This is a genomic window from Bacillus methanolicus MGA3 (assembly GCF_000724485.1).
GTDB classification, from domain to species: domain Bacteria; phylum Bacillota; class Bacilli; order Bacillales; family Cytobacillaceae; genus Bacillus_Z; species Bacillus_Z methanolicus_A.
Genome location: NZ_CP007739.1, coordinates 175,589 through 194,622, shown reverse-complemented (window position 1 = coordinate 194,622; position 19,034 = coordinate 175,589). Strand labels below are relative to the sequence as shown.

Below are 19,034 nucleotides of genomic sequence, written 5' to 3'. Positions count from 1 at the left end.
TAAAACTTTAAATCTTACTTAATTCATTAAATCCTGCAGCGGAATAATTTTTATAATTTCCCGCCCTTAAATGAATTGTATTGTTCTACAATTAATTTTGCTAAATTTGAATCACTGTCCAGCTGAGTATATTTTTCAATGGTTAATTCTAATCCATTATTCTTGATGCTTTCTTGTATTTCTACCGCTTCCGCATCTTGTGGATAATCATATAGTAAAGCTGCTGCAATGCTTTTTGCTAAGTATACCGGCTGATCGCCAACGATTTCTGCAAATTGTTTAGCCGGGCTTATTAACCGGTCATTCGGTCCAAGCTTACGGATTGGAGAACGGCCCACCCTTGTTACTTCATCTGAAATATACGGATTTGAGAAGCGATTGACAATTTTAGAAATGTATTCTTGATGCTTTTCCATCTCAAAGTTATATTTTTTCACCAGCAGCAAGCCTGTTTCTTGAAGAGTTTTCTCTACAAGAGTCTTGATATCTTCTCTTTCCATTGCTTCATTGATTGTTTGGATGCCCGCATAATAGCCAAAATAAGCTGCAACTGCATGTCCAGTGTTAACGGTAAATAGTTTTCTTTCAATGTAAGGCTTTAAATCGTCTACAAACGTAATTCCCTCGACAGGTGGTTTTTCCCCAACAATTTTTGTTTGGTCTACAGCCCATTCATAAAACGGTTCAACCATCACCATTAATTTGTCTTCATTCGATTGATTTGGCACAATTCGATCAACGGCCGCATCCGGGAAGCCAAATCGTTGATTAAATATTTCTATTTCTTCTTCATTAATTTTTTCATACACTTTTTCTTTAAGTAAAGTGCTGCCTCCAATCATGTTTTCGCAGGCAATGATATTTAGTGGTTGATCCGTTGTTTGAATTCTTTTTCGCAGTCCTTCTGCAATAACACCAGCGATATGCGGTAAAATGTTCGGGCCTACTGCCGTAGTAACCAAATCAGCCTGGGCAATGGCGTCAATCACTTCATGAGGATCCTTCTGGCTATTAATCGCACGTACATTTTTGATGATTAACTCTTCTTGAGAATGATCAGCAAGTACTACCCGATATTCTTGCTTTTTATTTATTAAATCTACAATTTCACTGTTTACATCCACAAAGCATGTTTGATAACCTGACTGGTATAAGAGACTGCCTATAAAACCTCTGCCTATATTTCCAGCACCGAAATGCACAGCTAGCATTTTAGTTCACTCCTTCAAAGATAGCTAGAATTTCTTCTTTTGAAGAAGTGTTTACGATTTTCATAACATTCTCTTCTTCTGAAAGAACAATCGCAATTTTTGATAGTATCTCTAAATGTTCGTCTCCTTTGCCGGCAATCCCAATTAATAATTTAACGATATTTCCGTTGCCAAAATCTACACCGCCGGGTACTTGAATAATCGCGATGCCAGATTCTTTTACAGAGTATTTTGCGTCCTCTGTACCATGTGGAATGGCAACAAAATTCCCCATATAAGTAGAGCTTAATTCCTCTCTTTCCAACATTTTTTCAATATATGCTGAATCCACATAACCATTTTCCACTAATACATTTCCGGTTAATCGAATCGCACTTTCCTTATTTTCAATTTCAGCATTTAATAAAATGTTATCTGTTGATAAGATTGGTAAAGCCATTTTATACACTCCTTAATTCTTTTAATTTTTCATCAAAAAATTGTTCGAATTTAGCAGCTAAATAAGAAGAAAGTTCATAAGCATTTTTTGATTCAAATAACTCTATGCTCTGTTCATTTTCAATAATTAATGCGCTGATAAAACTTAAGACCTCTAATCCCTCGCTTGATAAATGCTGAGGTGATAATAATAAAAGGATGCTTTCTGCTTCCATTTCAGATTGGTCCATCGCCTTTACTCGAAGCGGCTTTTGAAGCCTTAAGATTGTGAAAGAAGGATGTACGACATATTCACTTCGTGAATGATACAAAACTAACTTTGTATTCGGAATCCCTAATCCTCCTAGTTTTTCACGTTCCAATAAGGCTTTTATTAATAACTCAATATCCCGTATGACTCCTTGTTTATATAAAAACTGACAAGCTTCTTCTAAAACTTGATCAACCTTCTGATGACTAGTTATAGGCAACACCTGAAATCCTTTTAGAACGTTCGAAATTGTTGCTGAGTATTGATGAATGCTTTCCATTCTTTCAATCGTTTTTTCTACACGTCTAGAATCCGGGAACTTATGATCCATTAAAGAAGCTCTACGATTCATACCCTCAATGTAGATGTGATTACGTATATAATTTCTAAGCTTTTTTATTTCCTCTTTTGTCAATATAGGACTGACTACGATATATTCTCTTGAAAAGTTAGGCAGGTTTACCGTAGAAATGACCAAGTCAAAATCGTCTATATGAACTTGATTTAATTCAAATAAAGAGACATTTTTAAATGTCTTGATTTCAGGTAATTCCTGTTGAAGTCTTGTCGCCAGCATTTTCGAAGTGCCTATGCCGCTTGAGCAAATAATTAAAGCACTTAGATCCTCCGCTTTCTTAATTCCCAATAAAGCCGAGCCAAAGTGCATGACCAAATAACCGATTTCTTCATCTGGAACAGACAAGTCGGGAAAGACTTCCTCTGCTCCTTCTTTCACGATAATAAACAAATCTGCGTAGTCTTCCTTAATTTTTTGTAATAAAGGATTCGTAATTCCCATATTCTGTTTTATTCGATAAAGTGCAGGCTTTAAGTGAGCAACCAGCCCTTGGAAAAGAGAGACATTGCTTGTTAAGTCGACATTTAATTGATCCTCAACAAACCGTATAAGCTTTTTCGCGTTCATAGCAACTTTGAGGCTGGAATCTTCTATGACATACTCTTTATCATGTCTCAATTTTGCTCCTTGCAGATGCATAGTGATGTAACCAACTTCAGCAACTGGAATTGGCACTTTGAAAACTTTTGATAGTTTATGAACAATTTTTTCAGCAATTTTGTATTCCGGAACTGCCTGCAAGCTTTCTAAATAAGCTTGATCTATATGAATATTTTCTCCTTGTAAAATACGTTCCATTGCCAATGCTAAATGGACGACTAAACCGATATAGGCACTGTCGGCTATTGAATAAGGCAACTCTTCGTTAATTTCTTCAATTGTTTTCTCAACAATAAGAAGTTTTTTCTTCTCAACAAGCCCTAATAATCTTTCAGAAATGGAATCCGTTTGACGGGTTGACTTTTTTTGAATGTTCTCTCTGACCAAAGATAAAAATTCTACTTCATTAAGATTCTCTGCAATGATGCTGCTCATCGCTTTTCTTTTAGCTGTTTCAGTACCAATTATTTCAACACCATATCCTCTTTTTCTCAATAGTGACAAATTGTAATTCCTTAATCGATCCTCTAATTTCGTTAAATCGTTGCTAATTGTTGCAATTGTCACATTTAAATCGTTAGCTAAGGAAATCAGCTTAACAGGTTCTGTTGATTCTAATAAAGTACAAAAAATAATCGTCTGTCGCTCATCAGGTGTATATTCATTGTGAGATAAATTAAAAAGAGTAAATTTTAACTCTTCAATTTTTGCTTTGTCACCAATAATTTGGATGCCGACTCCTGATTTTTTTACTAAACTTAGACCGTAATCCTTTAAAATGTCTTCAATTCCTTTTAAATCTCTATGAATCGTTCGGACACTTACATCAATCTCATCCGCAAGATCCCTGACAGTCATTTCTTCACTTTTTGCTAGAAGGATTTCGAGTATCATCCTTTCTCTTGCAGATATATACATAATATTCACTCCACTAAGGAATTTAAAAAAAAACCAATCCGCTTATTATAATGGTGACAAAATTTAAATATTATACCTGCATATTTATCATAAAACGTTTATATCCCTTAATACAACGAAAGGAAAATATAGTTTCGTCTAAAACGTTGTTGCCACTTTTAAAAAAGTCAAAAGAAGCGGCTGACCCAAACCTAAAAAACTAGGACTTATGGGTCAGCCTCGCCTCCAAAACGTTATTTTTTAACTTTTAGATTTTCGATAAGTTCATCATATTTAGGGCTATTTAAAAAGTTTTCTACTGAAATATGATGTGCATTTGGTAATTTGGCCTTTGCTCGATCTGTTAAATCTTTATGTGTAATGACAATATCAGCGTCAACAGGAAGATTATTAATGGAAGTATTAGATACCATTACATCTAATCCTGCTTTCTGTACTTTATTTTTTAAGATAGAAGCTCCCATTGCACTGGAACCCATTCCAGCATCACAAGCAAAAATAATTTTATGAATATTTTTTGGCAACTCATTTTGTAAGTTTGTTTCTTTCATTGTCATTTGGTCTTTAGTTGTTTCTGTTTTAATAAGAATGGAAGCCTTACTTTCTTTTCCTTTAAGTTCAGCAGTTTTTTCAGCTGCTTTAACCAAATCTTCTTCGTCGGATTGCTTAGAAGCTTTTAAGATAATCGAAGAAATTAGGAAAGATACTGCAGCCGCTGCGAATACTCCAGCGAGAACACCTAAATAATGACCTTTTGGTGTCATGGCAATTACAGCAAAAATACTTCCTGGAGACGGAGCAGCTACTAGACCGGCATCAAATACTAAGAAAGTAAATACGCCTGTTGCCCCTCCTGCAATAGCCGCAACTAGGAGAAGCGGTTTCATTAAGATATAAGGAAAATAAATCTCATGAATTCCTCCTAAGAAATGAATAATAGCTGCGCCAGGAGCAGATTGTTTTGCCGTGCCTTTACCAAACAAAATATAAGCTAATAATATTCCCAAACCAGGTCCCGGATTGGCCTCTAATAAAAATAAGACAGATTTTCCTGCTTTTGCTGCCTGTTCGATTCCAAGCGGGCTTAATATCCCATGGTTAATTGCATTATTTAAGAACAATACCTTAGCAGGTTCAATAAAAACACTTGCAAGAGGCAACAGATTAGCTTTTATAATTGCTTGAACACCAGCTGCTAATGTTTTGTTAAGTGTTAAAACAACTGGACCGATCCCTTTATAGGCAAGTAAAGTTAAAAGTCCTCCAATAATACCTGCAGAAAAGTTGTTAACCAGCATTTCAAAACCAGATTTAACTTTTCCATCAATGGCCTGATCAAATTTCTTTATCGCCAAACCACCTAAAGGACCCATAATCATTGCACCTAAAAACATTGGTATATCTGAACCAATGATAACTCCCATTGTAGCGGTTGCACCTACTACTCCGCCTCTTAAATCATGGACCATTCTTCCACCAGTAAATCCAATTAAGATGGGGAGTAAATAAGTAATCATAGGTCCAACAAGCTTGGCCAAATCTTCATTTGGAAACCATCCTTTTGGAATAAATAGAGCAGTAATTATTCCCCAAGCGATAAATGCACCTATATTGGGCATAATCATACCGCTTAAAAAACTGCCTAAGCGCTGAATTTTTACTTTAGCACCTGAATTTGACTGATTCGTATTCGTCATTTATATTTCAACCCCTTTATCTACTATCAACATGGTGGAAACATTTCATTTCTACTTTCATGATAAAGCGTTTTCATAAGTGTATCAATTTATAGAAAAAACGAATTTGTCAATGTGATTGTTGCCATAATTGAAATATAAGATTTAAATTTTATCTTCATTTTCTTAATAAAAAAAGCCAGCATCAGATGCTGGCTCAAACTATCATATTTCTCAACCAACTATTGAACAGTTTACTTTACGGTTGAATATAAGAATTTCATACTTCCAAATAATAAATTCAAGACTATCCGATGAAACGAATAAGCTCACGGTTAAATTTTTCTAACTCACAGTAGAACAATCCGTGGCCACTATACTTAAAGGGGATAAGTTCCGATCCTTTAATTCCGGCATGCAATAATTCAGCAAGCACAAATGGGCAGACTTTATCTTGTTTTCCATGAAAAATTCCTGTGGGTACATTGATCATAGCCAAATCTTGTCGTAAATCTTCATCTCGAAGGGAAATGGCACACATTGCTGTTGCATGGCCTGACGCTTCTAATCCCAATCCGTGGAACCAATCTTTAAAACTCTCGGTTAAATAACGTGCGAAAAAGATATCCCCAAAGTCATCCAGCATTTTAGGCCGATCGGTATAGGTACCTTCAATTAACTTATTGACCGCCTCTTTTGTTAATCCATACGGGTAATCTGGCCGTCTGGTGAAGACAGGTGCTGCAGCTGCCAAAAGAGCAAGTTTAGTAACCTTATGCCCTGCATGCCGAGCCATATATCGAATGGCAATTGCTCCTCCCATCGAGTGTCCGGCAAGGGTAACATTTTCTAACTTCAGAGTATCAATCACAATACGGATGTCATCTGCCAATCGATTGTACGAATAACCTTTCCAAGGGCGATCCGACTTTCCGAATCCGCGATGATCAATTCCAATGCAGCGGTAGCCCATTCTTGGAAGTTGATTGAACTGATATTCAAACATTTTATGGTTGGCCGGCCATCCGTGTAAAAATAAGATTGGTTTACCATACCCAGGGTCTATATCCTCAACGTAGATATTAACATTCTGTTCAACCGTAATGTAGTAACCCACCCATCTGTCCTCCCCCTAAATAAATTCTGCACAATCTGATCCAATTGCATATAAAAAAAGTCAACTACATATGTTGACAAAAATCGGCATTTTATATTTTGATATGAGAAAATAGCAAGCCTCCATCATCTGAAGTGTCATACACTTCAAAAAATTTATAAGTTGGTTCCTCTTTGGTAAAGTTTTTTAGTTCGTTCTCTAATTTAGGAAACAAAATTTTATGTGCGTTTTCTGCATCAGTTTTTGTATCCCAATAATTCAAAGCTCTATATTCGCCAGCTGTATCATCAAAAAGATACACATTTCCTCTAAATCCCGATAATTTTCTATTGATTGTATCAAATTCTTTAGCCAATCTCTCCGCAACTTGTCTTTGCCCAGTTCCTAATTTATAGTGCACCAAACGTGCATAAAACATTTTTATCCCTCCAATGACCTTTCTTTCTTTACATATTAATTTATGGTATTGGGACTTGAAACATGACGAGACATTGAATCACACTCAATGATAAAGGGAAAATAGGAAAGGTTTGATGGAAAAAACCAGGATCAAGAGTCACTTAAACGATAAAAAAGACCGAAGAAAACCAGGATCATACCTGATTATTCTCCGATCTTGAAAACCAAAGGATAAGCTGTCCATCTGTTTTGTTCATCATTAGCTGATTATAAATGAGATAACTGTTGATTAAGTCAAGCATTTTCATCCGGTTTTCTGCTGTGATGCAAATTGACTATAGTATAGTTCTGAGTAAAATCCACCCTTTTCTAGTAATTCTTGATGCGTGCCTTGTTCAATGACATTTCCATGATTCATCACAAGAATTAAATCAGCATCACGAATAGTCGATAATCGATGGGCAATGACAAAACTCGTTCTGCCTTTCATCAATGTATTCATTGCCTTTTGAATCGCTGCCTCTGTCCGCGTATCTACACTACTTGTTGCCTCATCGAGGATTAAAATCGATGGGTTAGCTAAGATAGCCCTTGCAATCGTGAGTAATTGTTTTTGCCCTTGTGAAATATTGGATGCTTCTTCATTGAGAATCGTATCATAACCATCTGGAAGTACGCGAATAAAATGGTCTGCATATGCCGCTTTGGCTGCTTGTATCACTTCTTCTTCGGTCGCATTTTCACGTCCATACGCAATATTTTCTCTTATCGTACCGTTGAAAAGCCATGTATCTTGAAGAACCATTCCAAATATTTTACGAAGATGATCCCTTTTTAGATCACAAATATCCACACCATCTATGGTAATCTTTCCATTTCCAATTTCATAAAAACGCATAAGCAAATTAATTAAAGTCGTTTTTCCTGCACCGGTAGGACCAACAATGGCCACCATTTGACCAGGCTTCACATCAATATTCATGTCTTTAATTAAAAGTTCATTTTCTTTATAGCCAAATTGAACATGCTGAAAAGACACTTCTCCTCTTGGCTGTGTAATCACTTTCGCATTTTCTGCATCACGGATTTCTTCTTCTTCATCGAGAATTTCAAATACCCGTTCAGCAGATGCGATTGTTGATTGAATGATATTCGCAATATTTGCAGTTTGCGCAATCGGTTGTGAAAACTGTCGTGAGTATTGTATAAAAGCTTGTACATCCCCCACTTCAATCCGGTTTTTTAACACAAGAATACCACCTACTACAGAAACAAACATATAGCCAACATTGTTGACAAAAAACATTAGCGGCATCATTATTCCTGAAATGAATTGAGCTTTCCAGCCTGATTCATATAGTTTGTCATTAAGTTGTTCAAATTGACGAATTGTTTTTTCCTCACGGCCGAATGCTTTAACAATTTGATGGCCGGTATACATTTCTTCTACATGACCGTTGACTTCACCTAATGAGCGTTGTTGACCAATAAAATGCTTTTGTGATCTTGATGCAACCATTGAAGTCACGAGAATACTAAGCGGAATGGTTAAGACAACGATCAGCGTCATCAATGGACTAATCGTTAACATCATGATAATGCCGCCAATAATTGTGACAATCGCTGTAATCAATTGGGTTAAACTTTGCTGCAATGTCGTGCTAATATTATCGACATCATTAATCACCCGACTTAAAATCTCCCCATGTTGCCTCTCATCGAAATATTTTAATGGCAGGCGGGACAGCTTTTCATACACATCTTTACGTAATTGGTAAACCGTTTTTTGCGCAACACCTGCCATCACGTATTGTTGAATAAAACTAAATAAAGAACTGATCACATATAAGACAATCAGCCAAATAATAATTTTTCCAATATAATCAAAATCAATTTGTGCCCCAGGAACACCCTTTAGTTTCAACACCATACCTTCAAAAAGTTTCGTTGTGGCTTTTCCCATTATTTTAGGACTGACTATCGAAAAAACTACACTTACAATTGCAGCAAAAAGAACAGTCAACAGCCGTAACTTGTAAGGTTTTAAATAAATTAAGAGCCGCTTTAATGTCCCTTTGAAATCCTTTGCCTTCTGCCCAGGCATCATCATACCGAAACGACCACCAGGGAAACCGCCTATACGAGGAGCTTGATTTGATTCTCTGCTCATCCTACTTCCTCCTCTGTTATCTGTGATGATACGATTTCACGATATACATCACAGCTCTTTAGCAACTCGTGATGGGTGCCAATTCCCGCAATTTTTCCTTCTTCTAATACAATGATCTGGTCTGCATCCATGACCGTACTCACTCTTTGGGCAACAATCAATACGGTTGCATCCTTTGTCTCTCCTTTCAAAGCTTTACGTAAAGCGGCATCTGTTTTAAAATCGAGCGCTGAAAAACTATCATCAAACAAATAAATAACAGGTTTTCTCACTAATGCACGTGCGATTGATAGACGCTGTTTTTGTCCTCCAGAGAGATTGGTGCCGCCTTGTGAAATCATAGACTGAAAGCCATCCTTCATCTCAGAAATAAAAGATGCCGCTTGTGCAATGCGTGCAGCATGTTCCACCTCTTCATCGCTTGCATCTTCCTTGCCAAAACGAATATTCTCAGCAATCGTTCCCGTAAATAGCACTGCTTTTTGTGGAACATAACCAATCTTTTTGCGCAATTCCTGTTGATTCATTTCTTTTACATCGATCCCATCAATCAAAATACGGCCACTGCTTACATCATAAAACCTTGGAATTAAACTTAATAAAGTCGATTTTCCTGAGCCTGTTCCTCCAATAATAGCCGTTACTTCACCAGGTTCTGCCTTAAAAGAAATATTAGACAAAACAGGATTTTCCGCATTGGCATAACGAAAGGAAACGTCTTGAAATTCAATGACTCCATGAAAAGTATCATCTGATTTTGATGAAACTTCAGGATCGACGATCTTCGTTTTTATCTCTAAAACTTCATTAATACGAACGGCAGAAACGGATGCTCTCGGGATCATGATGAACATAACCGACATCATAATAAAAGAAAACATAATTTGCATGGCATACTGAATAAAGGCCATTAAATCCCCGACTTGCATGTCGCCATCGTTAATACGGATGCCTCCAAACCAGACAATCGCAATTGTTGAAAAGTTAAGAATCAACATCATAGCAGGCATCATCACCGCCACGATTTTATTGACGCGAATGGCCGTATTGGCGACATCCAAATTCGCATGATCAAATCTCTTTTTTTCAAAATCAATTCGACTAAATGCCCGTATGACACGAATACCAGTTAAATTTTCACGCATCACCCGATTCAAATTATCCAATTTTTTTTGCATCATTTGAAAAAGAGGAATTGCTTTTGATTGAACAAAGATAATAACAAGCAAGAGAATCGGAATCGACACAACAAATACCCATGAAAGTTTCACATCCCGAGAGAGTGCCATTATAATTCCGCCAATACACATTAAGGGTGCCATGACCATCATCCGCAACATAATCGTTAATACTTGTTGCACTTGAAAGATATCATTGGTTGTTCTAGTAATCAGTGAAGAGGTTCCTATTTTATCAAACTCTTCTTGCGAAAACGTCTCAACATGTGTAAAAACCTTGCTGCGAATCGTTTTTCCAAAACCGGTTGCTGATTTTGCTGTAAAAAAACTGGCGACAATCGAACAAATCGTACCCCCAGCCGCTACTAGCAACATAAATCCGCCAATTTTCCATATATACGGAATATCACCATTTACCACTCCTTTATCAACAATATCTGACATTAAATTTGGTAAATAAAGTTCTGATAACGTTTGTAAAAAAACCAGAAAGATCGCCAAAAAAACCTGAACTCTATATGCTTTTAAATAACGGAAAAGTTTAAGCATAAACCTATTCTCCTTATCTCTTAAACTATTTTTCTCATCAATCGAAATACTTTATCAAGTTAATATATAAGTTACTAAATAATTAATTAAGTAAACTAATTATAGGGATACACTTTGAGACAGTCAATGAAAAAACCGTAATCAACTTTTCCTTTATGAATTAGTTTATTTCAGCATTATTTTTTTATTGAATCCTTTATTCTCCTATATTTTTTATCCAATGTATATACGTCATAATTGGTATTAGGAAAACCAAGTGAAGAGTATGAATATGGGGCTTACCAAAATTAAAGTGATCATTCAAGCATCATAAATAAGGGTCGAAGATACGAATAAAAGTATCTTCGACCCTTATTATTTGTATTAATTTTTTGCAAGGTTTAATTGCCACGAAACGCCAAATTTATCTTGAACCCAGCCGAACTTTTCACTAAATGGATAAGCTGCCAACGGCATTAAAACTGTGCCATCTTGAGACAACTTTTCAAAAACTCGATCAATTTCATCTTCACTATCACATGTTACATACAATGATATTGCAGGAGTAAATGTAAAATCATGCTTAACGCTGCTATCTATACACATAAACATTTGTCCATTTAATGAAAATGCAGCATGTTTCACTGTCCCCTCGGCGCCATCTTCGTTCGCTCCATAACGTTCAATACTAATTATTTCTGATTGGTCAAAAATAGAAATATAATGATTCATTGCCTCTTCAGCCTGGCCGGAGAACATTAAAAACGTTGTAATTTTTTGATTTGAATTTGCCACTTAATATCTTCTCCTTTTATTTTATTTAAACTACAACAAAACATATGTTCTCGCTATATTATCTTTGAACAAAAATAAATTGTCAACTTTCTGTCTATTCCAAAATATTTACATAAACTTGTTAGAATAAACCTTTTAACAATGAAATTTTGACAACTGTATATTATTTAGCGTCAGATAAAGTAAAGGAGCTTACCCAGTTTGCTTGAAAAGGGTACAAGCGAGGACACGATCTCTTCCAGTATATCGGTAGTTGAATCTGGTATTCGATATGAGCCGCTCCGAACGCTGTATCTTCCAACGAATCGAACAACGGTCTGCTTATTTTTTCCAGCAAAGGATCATCACTTCTTCCTAATAAGAGTTCCGTACAATTAGTAACAGCCTTAAGCAACATATAATATAACAAAAAGTTCGATAAACTCTTTGCTGACATAGCTTCTAATTATGACAAGATTATAAAACAAAAATAGGAGAATTTTTTCTTAACGGGTTCGGTTTACAGGAAGAAAAATTAAATTATTAGTAGAAAAAGAGGTGCATTCTCACCTCTTTTATACTGTATTTACATAATAAGCACACCAAAAAGGAATTATAAATGTTTATTGGTTTTGAATATGGTTGATTTAGGCATTCAAGTAAACCATCAGTGGTTAGAAAAAGACGATTTTCTCCTTTTCTTATCGAAAGTCAGGTAATCTTAAATACTACTTGTCCTATTAGTAGAAAAATGATGGTAATTAATAAAGATTTAGCAAGCTTTAATGGAACCCTAGGTAATGCAATTAATCCAATTTGTGATCCAATTGCTGATCCGAATGCCATTGCAATTGCATAATGCCATTGTACAAATCCTGTATGATAAAATACAATAAAAGCTCCACAACAACTTCCAAAAATTAAAACTCTTGTTAGTTGGACTGCTTTCATATAAGTGTTATTTTGATTCATGTAGTGTATGATTCCAAATGTTGAAGATCCAGGACCAAATCCTCCGTCATAAGCAGCTATAAAGAACGGTATAGCATTGCTTGCAATCGTTGTATCTTTAGCTTTTCCCTCAACAGAAGATATCCATTGCTTATTTTTAAATGTAATAATTAAAGCAAATATCAATAAAATTAAGGCTATAATATTCATCGTTTTCTCTGTTATATGTGAGGTTATAAGCGCACCGCTAATTCCCCCAGTAAAAGCAATACAGACATTCATAATTATTGTTTTAGTACTTAAATGTTTATTTTTCAGTAAGTAAGATACGCTAGTCAGTGCAGCAATTCCTGATGAAAACTTATTAGTTGCAATCCCAATCTGAATAGGTATGCCTATAAGCATCATTGCTGGCAAAGTGATTAATCCTCCACCGCCTGCTAACGTTCCTATAAAAGAAGATACAACTCCTAACCCTAGGAGTGTAAAAAACAGTGTGTCCAAGACAACCCCTCATCTCAAAACTCAATGTCATGTGTATTTTATTACATAATTTTTCCTTTCGGAACCTAATCAAAAACAAACCTCTTGGCACCCAAGAGGTTAAAATAGATGATTCGAACAATTTCTATTTCCTAAACTTTTTCACCCATAGTAATTTTAAGAAACTTGTTTAATTATTTCAATATAATATTTGAAATTTTCAACAGTTATTGATAATCGAATTTTAAAAAAACGAAGGCACTGAAAAATTTTCGTTTTTTCAAAGAATCCAAATAGAAATATCAAAAAAGACGGCTCTAAAATTCAAAAATGTGAATTTTTAGCCGTCTTTTTTTCAATAGAGGGGCTATTTTGCCCTAGTCTTAATCAATTAGTTTCAATATTCTTTTTAAATTCACTGTATAAAGGTTACCAATCAATGTTGTAAGAGGTTTATTTATAAAAACCGCTTACTCGTATTTATTAGCTCACTTGTTTATGAGCTGTGTTTTGCTTTTTATTTCTTATATGATACCCTTTCCCGTAGTAGAATGCCACTAAAATAATTAACCAAAGAGGGCCAACGATTAAAGCGATTCTAGTGTCTGGGGAGTAGGCCATTAATCCAACCACACCAATTAAGAAAGCTAATGATAGGAATGAAGTAAATGGATATAAAGGCATTTTATATTTTAAGCCTTGTTTTTCCTTTGGAGTTAAGCTCTTACGGTAACAAATTTGAGATAATAAAATCATACACCATGTCCAAATTGCTCCGAATGTTGAAATACTAGTTACCCATGTAAATACTTTAGCAGGAACCAGATAGTTTAATACTACCCCAATTAACAAAGCTCCTGCGGTGGCTAATACTGCTAAACTAGGCACACCATTTTTGTTCAGTTTTGCATATGCTTTTGGTGCTTCTCCATTTTCTGCTAAGTTATATAGCATACGTGCTGTACTGAAAATACCACCGTTACAAGAAGAAAGAGCTGCCGTTAAAACAACAAAGTTAATGATACCTGCTGCTGCAGGGATACCGATTTTGTCAAATGTTAAAACGAATGGACTTCCTTTTGTGCCAATTTCCGTCCAAGGATAGATCGACATAATCACGAATAAGGCACCTACGTAGAATATAAGGATTCGCCAAAAAACAGTATCGATAGCTTTTGATAATGTTTTCTCAGGATTTTTTACTTCTCCTGCTGTAATCCCGATCATCTCAATTCCTAAGTAAGCAAACATAACCATTTGTAAAGACATCAGGACACCAGTAATACCGTTTGGAAGAAGTCCTCCATGCTCCCAAAGGTTGCTGATACCTGTTGCAATTCCGCCGTTACCAATTCCCAACAGAATCATACCGATACCAACAACGATCATGAAGATAATCGTAACAATTTTAATAAGTGCAAACCAAAATTCTAATTCTCCATATGCTTTTACCGCAAGGAAGTTCACTGCTGCCATAATGACTAATGCTGCTAATGCCCAAATCCAACGCGGAATATTTGGGAACCAGTATTCCATGTAAATTCCTACCGCTGTAATTTCAGCCATACAAGTAACAACCCATAGGAACCAATAATTCCATCCTGTTATATAACCTGCGAGCGGCCCTAAATAATCACGAGCATATTGGCTAAAAGATCCTGCTACAGGCTTTTGAATAGCCATTTCACCAAGCGCTCTCATGATAAAGAACATGATCATGCCGCTAAATGCATACGCAAGCAAAATTCCAGGACCTGCTAATTTAATGGCTGATGCTGAACCAAGGAATAACCCAACTCCAATTGCCGCCCCTAAAGACATGAGCGTGATATGTCTTTGTTCTAAGCCACGCTGCAATTGTTTCGCTGAAGAATTGTTATGCATATTCTTTTCCCCCAATCTATTAACCTATGATTACGTAAAGCTTTTAATCTCTCATACTTAATAAGCTGATGATATTTATAATGGTGTAACGTTCAAGATATCTGTGCCTCTTCTTTCTCCTTAAAATGAAAAATAAATGAATAATACACTGACTACATATTGAATAAAAGTGTGGTCTCCTCCTCAACTGCGCCCTACTTGTTAACGCTTTCATGTATTGAAGCAAGCTTTTCTCTTAAAAAAACCGTTAACCTGTCCGTATCAAAATTTCACAAAATTATATTAATATTATAACAGAATATTCACCAAAGTCTTTTTTTTTTACGTGGTAAATTATGTTGAATAAAAAAACGCTGGCATAGGCGCCAGCGTAACTTTATTTTTCATTATTCTACTTCATTTTTCACGAACAACTAAGGAATTTTTTCTCCTAATTTATTCAACTGTAACTGATTTCGCCAAATTTCTTGGCTTATCAACGTCACAGCCGCGGTGTAATGCTGCATAATAAGCAATAAATTGCAGCGGAATAACAGAGATAAGAGGTGTTAATAGTTCATGCACTTCCGGAACCACGAAGCGGTCTTCTTCTGTTTCAAGTCCTTTCATGGAGATGATGCATGGATTTGCACCGCGGGCTACGACCTCTTTTACGTTGCCGCGGATGCTTAAGTTTACCTTGCCTTGAGTTGCAAGCGCAATAACAGGGGTGCCGTTTTCAATCAAGGCGATTGTTCCGTGTTTTAACTCACCGCCCGCAAAACCTTCTGCTTGGATGTAAGAAATTTCTTTCAGCTTTAATGCACCTTCAAGCCCTACATAGAAATCGATTCCACGTCCGATAAAGAAGCAATTTCTTGTTGTTGCTAAATATTCACGGGCAATTTCTTCAAACTCATCTTTTTCATCACAAAGGATTTCCATTGCGTTTGCCACAATGCCAAGTTCGTGAACAAGATCAAAGTCAATCTTTATTCCACGGCTCTTTGCAGTTACTTCTGCTAAAATTGCGAGTACTGCTATTTGGGCAGTATAAGCTTTTGTTGAGGCAACAGCAATTTCCGGTCCGGCATAGAGCAGCAATGTGTAATCTGCTTCACGTGAAAGCGTAGAACCCGGAACATTTGTGATGGTAAGAGCTTTGTAGCCCATTTTTTTAATTTCAACAAGTACGGCACGGCTGTCTGCAGTTTCACCGCTTTGAGAAATAAAGATAAACAGCGGTTTATCAGAAAGCATTGGCATATTGTAGCCAAATTCGCTTGCAATATGAACTTCAACCGGAATTTTTGCCAATTTTTCGATATACTGCTTTCCGATGAGGCCCGCGTGATAAGAAGTACCTGCTGCAATGATATAGATGCGGTCGGCATCATTCATTGCATCAATGATATTTTGGTCAATTGTTAAGCTTCCTTGTTTGTCTTGGTAATTTTGAATGATTTTACGAATCACAAGCGGCTGTTCATCAATCTCTTTTAACATATAGTAAGGGTAAGTTCCCTTTTCGATATCACTTGCATCAAGTTCAGCAATAAACGGATCACGCGTTACCACGTCTCCATTTAATTTTTGGATGGTAACTTTATTCTTTGTTACGATGACCATTTCTTTGTCCATTAATTCCACAAACCGGTTCGTAACTTGAAGCATTGCCATCGCATCACTTGCTACTACGTTAAATCCGTCACCAAGACCTACAAGAAGCGGGCTTTTATTTTTTGCAACATAAATTGTTTCATTGTTTTGTTTATCTAAAAGGGCAAGTGCATAAGAACCCTCTAATAGAGTAAGCGTTTTGCGGAACGCTTCTTCAGTGTTTAATCCATCGTTCACGAACAGTTCAATAAGCTGAACGATAATCTCCGTATCAGTATCACTCTTTAAAGGAACGTCCATCAAGTACTCGCGCTTTAAGATATCATAGTTTTCAATTACTCCGTTATGCACAATCGTAAAGCGCCCGGATGCGCTTTGATGGGGATGTGCATTACTTTTGCTTGGAGCACCATGTGTTGCCCAGCGTGTATGGCCGATTCCAATATTAGCAGAAACCGTTTCATCCACAATACTGCGCAAATCAGCAATGCGGCCTTTTTCTTTAAACACATGAACGACGTTTTCATTCATAACAGCAATTCCTGCTGAATCGTAGCCTCTATACTCTAGCTTTTCCAAGCCCTTTAATAAAATTTCTTTCGAATCATTATTTCCGATATATCCAACAATTCCACACATAAACTTCTGTTCCTCCCTTTACTCAAGGGGGCAAGAAGCCTTGGGGGCAAACTTGCCCCCTTATCTCTGTTTTTTCAAAGGCAGGAAGTCGGATAACTTATTCCAAACTTCTAACCTGTTCAATAATAACATTCCCTTCTCTTTGTACATTAAGTTGCCTCAATGTTTTAAAGAAGGGATTTACGGTTGTGCTTTCAACCGGGAGGCATCCGCCGAATGTTCGATAAACCTCCTCCTCGTCAACTAATCCTAGCGTCTCCTGGATTAGTTCAGGCGCTTATTAAAATATTTCTAACTGCCCACCTTTCTATCCTAGAATAAAAACATGTTGCTTTAATAAAAGCAGGTTAATCATACAACATTAACAAACAATCCGTCAACCAAAAAGGCTGTTTATAGGCAGTAATACCCACTATTTTTCCTGCTACTCTTTTTTCCTATAATAAAAAATATGCATAAGGGCTTCGAAACGTTCCCCTATGCATAATTCTGGCATTACACTTCTGTTAATCCCATTTCTTCTTTCACAACTGCAGCAATGCGGTTTACATATTCTTGGCACAATTCTTCTGTTGGCGCTTCTGCCATAATTCTTACAAGCGGCTCCGTTCCAGACGGACGAACAAGAATACGCCCATTGCCTTTCATTTCACTTTCTACTTGCTCAATTACTTTTTTAACTTTCTCATTATTAGTTACATGATGTTTATCCGTAACCCTGACATTGACAAGCATCTGTGGAAATTTTTTCATTTCACCTGCAAGTTCCGATAAAGGTTTCTTTGTTAATTTCATAATATTGACAAGCTGCAATCCTGTTAGCAGACCATCTCCTGTTGTGTTGTAATCAAGGAAAATAATATGTCCGGATTGCTCTCCTCCTAGGTTATATCCATTTTTCTTCATTTCCTCGACTACATAGCGGTCGCCAACTGCGGTTTGGACGCTTTCGATCCCATGAGTTTCAAGTGCCTTGTAAAAGCCAAGATTGCTCATTACAGTAGATACGACAGTTGAATGCTTTAAACGGCCTTGTTCCTTCATGTATTTGCCGCATATGTACATGATTTGGTCGCCGTCTACAATATTTCCATTCTCATCAATTGCAATCAAACGGTCTCCATCGCCGTCAAATGCTAGGCCGACATCGGCACCTTTTTCTTTTACAAACGCAGCAAGAGCTTCAGGATGGGTCGAGCCTACTCCATCATTTATATTAAGGCCATTTGGCGATGCGCCCATCGTAGAAAGATCTGCTTCAAGATCAGCAAACAAATGCGTTGCCAGAAAAGATGTAGCCCCATGAGCACAATCTAAAGCGATGTGAATTCCTGAAAAATCCTCGTCTACTGTTTGCTTCAAGTATTGCAAATACTTTTGTCCGCCTTCAAAGTAATCATTGACTTGCCCGAGGTCTGCTCCTATCGGTCTTGGAAGATTGTCTTCTTCAAGATCGAGCAACTTTTCAATTTCATGCTCTTGTTCATCAGAAAGCTTAAATCCGTCCGGTCCAAAAAACTTAATTCCATTATCGGCTACCGGGTTGTGGGAGGCGGAAATCATAACTCCAGCCTGTGCACCGAGAGCTTTTGTCAAATACGCTACTCCAGGAGTAGATATGACACCGATCCGCATAACCTCAGCCCCGATTGATAATAATCCGGCTACAAGAGCACCTTCCAGCATATGTCCGGAAATGCGGGTATCTCGGCCAATAAGCACCTTTGGACGATCTCTATCTTTTGTTAGTACATATCCTCCAAAGCGCCCTAATTTAAAAGCAAGTTCTGGTGTCAATTCACTGTTAGCAACTCCGCGTACTCCATCGGTACCGAAATATTTACCCATTTCAAGAATCTCT

At 36.7% G+C, this 19,034-nt stretch carries 13 protein-coding genes; all 13 read right to left on the bottom strand.

Annotated elements, in window-relative coordinates; all coding sequences use genetic code 11:
• Nucleotides 1-50 precede the first annotated feature (50 nt).
• Entirely contained in the window at nucleotides 51-1,211 is a 1,161-nt protein-coding gene (locus BMMGA3_RS01080; protein WP_003348513.1) for a mannitol-1-phosphate 5-dehydrogenase, read from the bottom strand.
• Nucleotide 1,212: 1 nt separating this feature from the next.
• Nucleotides 1,213-1,650, bottom strand: coding sequence for a PTS mannitol transporter subunit IIA (locus BMMGA3_RS01075; RefSeq protein ID WP_003348516.1), 438 nt, complete (start codon nucleotides 1,648-1,650; stop codon nucleotides 1,213-1,215).
• 1 nt (nucleotide 1,651) lies between these two features.
• Nucleotides 1,652-3,775 carry a BglG family transcription antiterminator gene (locus BMMGA3_RS01070; protein ID WP_003348518.1) on the bottom strand — a complete coding sequence of 708 codons (2,124 nt, stop codon included), beginning with the start codon at nucleotides 3,773-3,775 and terminating at the stop codon, nucleotides 1,652-1,654.
• 233 nt (nucleotides 3,776-4,008) lie between these two features.
• A complete protein-coding gene (locus BMMGA3_RS01065; protein WP_003348521.1) occupies nucleotides 4,009-5,472 on the bottom strand; it encodes a PTS mannitol transporter subunit IIBC in 1,464 nt (487 codons plus the stop codon).
• A gap of 286 nt (nucleotides 5,473-5,758) precedes the next feature.
• Entirely contained in the window at nucleotides 5,759-6,568 is an 810-nt protein-coding gene (locus BMMGA3_RS01060; protein ID WP_003348523.1) for an alpha/beta fold hydrolase, read from the bottom strand.
• Nucleotides 6,569-6,659: 91 nt separating this feature from the next.
• Nucleotides 6,660-6,986: a hypothetical protein gene (locus tag BMMGA3_RS01055; RefSeq protein ID WP_003348525.1), complete on the bottom strand. Its 327-nt coding sequence runs from the start codon at nucleotides 6,984-6,986 to the stop codon at nucleotides 6,660-6,662.
• 285 nt (nucleotides 6,987-7,271) lie between these two features.
• Nucleotides 7,272-9,137, bottom strand: a complete 1,866-nt coding sequence (locus tag BMMGA3_RS01050) for an ABC transporter ATP-binding protein (RefSeq protein ID WP_003348527.1) — start codon at nucleotides 9,135-9,137, stop codon at nucleotides 7,272-7,274.
• A complete protein-coding gene (locus BMMGA3_RS01045) occupies nucleotides 9,134-10,864 on the bottom strand; it encodes an ABC transporter ATP-binding protein (RefSeq protein ID WP_003348530.1) in 1,731 nt (576 codons plus the stop codon). Before BMMGA3_RS01045 ends, BMMGA3_RS01050 begins: the two co-directional genes overlap by 4 nt.
• 363 nt (nucleotides 10,865-11,227) lie before the next feature.
• Entirely contained in the window at nucleotides 11,228-11,638 is a 411-nt protein-coding gene (locus tag BMMGA3_RS01040) for a VOC family protein (RefSeq protein WP_003348532.1), read from the bottom strand.
• A 690-nt stretch (nucleotides 11,639-12,328) separates the two neighbouring features.
• A complete protein-coding gene (locus BMMGA3_RS01035) occupies nucleotides 12,329-13,072 on the bottom strand; it encodes a sulfite exporter TauE/SafE family protein (protein WP_003348534.1) in 744 nt (247 codons plus the stop codon).
• A gap of 462 nt (nucleotides 13,073-13,534) precedes the next feature.
• Nucleotides 13,535-14,935 (bottom strand): alanine permease AlaP, encoded by a 1,401-nt coding sequence (gene alaP, locus BMMGA3_RS01030; protein ID WP_003348536.1) that lies wholly within the window; start codon nucleotides 14,933-14,935, stop codon nucleotides 13,535-13,537.
• 435 nt (nucleotides 14,936-15,370) lie between these two features.
• On the bottom strand, nucleotides 15,371-17,173 hold the full coding sequence (gene glmS / locus BMMGA3_RS01025; protein WP_003348538.1) for a glutamine--fructose-6-phosphate transaminase (isomerizing): 1,803 nt from the start codon (nucleotides 17,171-17,173) through the stop codon (nucleotides 15,371-15,373).
• A gap of 495 nt (nucleotides 17,174-17,668) precedes the next feature.
• Entirely contained in the window at nucleotides 17,669-19,021 is a 1,353-nt protein-coding gene (glmM, locus tag BMMGA3_RS01020; protein WP_003348541.1) for a phosphoglucosamine mutase, read from the bottom strand.
• Nucleotides 19,022-19,034 lie beyond the last annotated feature (13 nt).